Origin of the sequence: Methylobacterium indicum, from assembly GCF_001043895.1 — a bacterium.
In the GTDB taxonomy this organism is placed as follows: Bacteria; Pseudomonadota; Alphaproteobacteria; order Rhizobiales; family Beijerinckiaceae; genus Methylobacterium; species Methylobacterium indicum.
In genome coordinates, this window is record NZ_JTHF01000385.1 from 1 (window position 1) to 2,694 (window position 2,694).

3 protein-coding genes are annotated in these 2,694 nt (G+C 71.8%); all 3 read left to right on the forward strand.

Annotation, left to right across the window (positions count from 1 at the left end):
- Positions 1-235: chemotaxis protein CheW (locus tag QR78_RS30525; protein WP_048431391.1), on the forward strand; the 235-nt coding region annotated here is incomplete at its 5' end.
- Entirely contained in the window at positions 235-738 is a 504-nt protein-coding gene (locus tag QR78_RS30530; protein WP_082171838.1) for a chemotaxis protein CheW, read from the forward strand. The genes QR78_RS30525 and QR78_RS30530, both read left to right, overlap by 1 nt.
- 36 nt (positions 739-774) lie before the next feature.
- Positions 775-2,694, forward strand: a 1,920-nt coding sequence (locus QR78_RS30535) for a HAMP domain-containing methyl-accepting chemotaxis protein (protein WP_048431392.1), incomplete at its 3' end; no start/stop codon positions are given.

Genomic DNA, 2,694 nt, shown 5'->3' on the forward strand with positions numbered 1-2,694 from the left:
CACGGCGCTCGCCGGCGAGCGGGTCGGCTTCGTCGCCGACCAGATCGTCGGCAGCCACCAGACGGTGATCAAGTCGCTGTCGAAGCTGCATGCCGACGTGACGATGTTCTCCGGCGCCACCATCCTGGGCGACGGCAGCGCCGCCCTCATCCTCGACGTGCCCCAGCTCCTGGCCGCCGGCCAGGTCCGGGGCGGGACCGATCCGCACGGTTCCAACCTGCCCGAGGCCGCGTGATGTCCCTCTCCGTCCAGACCGAGCGCCCGCAGAATTCGGCTCCCTTCGATCCCGATGCCGCCGCGCCCGAGGCGGCCCGCGTCCAGGCGCTGATGGTCGGCATCGCCGACGAGATCTTCGCGATCGACGCCGGCCTCGTGCGCGAGATCATCGATCCCCTGCCCCCCACCCGCGTCGCGGGGGCGAGGCCTCACCTGCCGAGCGTCGTCAACGTGCGCGGCGCCATCATTCCGCTCGCCGACCTGCGGGTGCGGTTCGGCCTGCCGCCCCGGGCGGCGAGCCCGGATACCCGCATCGTCGTGGTCGAGCTCACGATCGACGGCGATCCGGTCTGCGTCGGGCTCACCGCCGACAAGGTCCACGAGGTCACCGAGATCCGGTTCTCGGAGGCCCGGCCGATGCCGCGCGTCGGCCTCGCGATCCGCCCCGACTTCGTGCGCACCCTGATCAAGTGGAACGACCAGTTCGTGATCGTGCCCGACCTCGAAGCCATCCTCGCCTGAATCCCGCCCTCTCGATCACGTCGGACCGCACAGACCATGAAGCTCTCGGTAAAAGCCAAGCTCGCTGCGTCCTCAGGCCTGGTGCTGCTGCTCGCCACGGCGGCCGGCGGCCTGAGCTACTGGCGTCTGACGGAACTGGCGGCGAGCCAGCAGGTGCTGGCGGCACGCGGCCAGCGGGTCGGGGCGATCTCCGACCTGCAGAACGCCCTCGGGGCCGCCGGCCGGACCGAGAAGAACATCGTCATCGAGAGCGATCCCAAGCGGATCGCCGAGTTCAACCAGCTCCTCGCCCAACAGACCGCCGACCTCGCCCGCCTGCGCGCCGAGATCGAGCGCAACGCGACCGGCGAGGAGCAGCGACTGCTCGCGGTGGCGGCCGAGCGGCTCGCCGTGGCCGGCCGGACCCAGGCCGAGACGGCGAAGTGGGGTTCGCTCAACTCGAACTTCCGGGCCTCCCAGCTCTACCAGACCGAGGTTCTGCCGCAGGTCCGGCAGCTGACCGCGGCCACCGATGCGTTCCGCGACCGGCTGGCCAAGGAGGGGGGCGAGGAGGCGTTCCGCGGCGTCGTCGCCTTCGAGCGACTGCGCGGCGACTGGCTGCGCTACACCCGCTCCTTCGCGTTCATGCTCTCGTCGGGCTCGCTCGCCGAACTCGAGGGGGCGATCAAGGAGGCGGATGCCCTCGAGGCCGCGTTCCGGGCCGAGCTCGGCCGGGTCAAGGCCGTCGCCCCGGGCCTCGGCCAGGGTGCCGTCGATCTGGCCGCGCAATACGAGGCCGCCGCGCCGCTGGTGAAGCGGGCGCTGGCGACCGCCGGCGAGGGCGGCAACCTGCGCGCCGCGACGCTCACCATGGGCGAGGGACGCGAGCAGTTCAACGCTGCCATCAAGGCGTATGACGAGGTTGCGGCGCTCATCAAGCGGGAGATGGACCGGGCGGCGGCGCAGGGCGCGGCGGATGCGGAGAACGCCAAGCTGATGCTGCTGGCGATCCTGCTCGGCTCGCTCGTCGTCGGCATCGGCGCCTCGACCTGGATCGCCCTGGCGATCAGCCGCGGCCTGACCGAAGCGGTCGGCCTCGCCGATGCGGTGGCGGCCGGCGACCTGTCGCGGACCCTGACGGTGCGCTCGCAGGACGAGATCGGCGCCCTCGTCGTCTCGCTCAACGCCATGACGGCGAACCTGCAGGCGAACGCGGCAGTGGCCGAGGCGATCGCCGCCGGCGACCTCACGGTCGAGGCCCAGCCCCTGTCGGACCGGGACACCCTCGGCCTCGCCCTGCGCACCATGCTCCAGCGCCTGCGCAGCGTCGTGTCGGAGGCGCTGGCCGCCGCCGGCAACGTGTCGGCGGGGAGCCAGGAACTGTCGGCCTCCGCCGAGCAGCTGTCGCAGGGTTCGACCGAGCAGGCCTCCTCCACCGAAGAGGCGTCCGCCTCGATGGAGGAGATGGCCGCCAACGTGCGCCAGAACGCCGAGAATGCCAGCCAGACCGAGACCATCGCCCGCCAGTCGGCCCGCGACGCCGAGGCCAGCGGGGCGGCGGTGGGACGCGCGGTCGAGGCGATGCAGACGATCGCCCAAAAAATCACCATCGTGCAGGAGATTGCCCGCCAGACCGACCTGTTGGCGCTGAACGCCGCGGTCGAGGCGGCGCGGGCCGGCGAGCACGGGCGCGGCTTTGCGGTGGTGGCGAGCGAGGTCCGCAAGCTCGCCGAGCGCAGCCAGACGGCGGCGGCCGAGATCGGGACCTTGTCGGCCGACAGCGTGAAGGTGGCGCGGGAAGCGGGCGAGATGCTGGGTCGTCTGGTTCCCGACATCAAGCGGACGGCGGGCCTGGTGGAGGAGATCACGGCGGCGTGCCGGGAGCAGGACGTGGGTTCGGCTCAGATCAACCAGGCGATCCAGCAGCTCGACAAGGTGACGCAGCAGAACGCGTCAGCGTCCGAGCAGGTCTCGGCG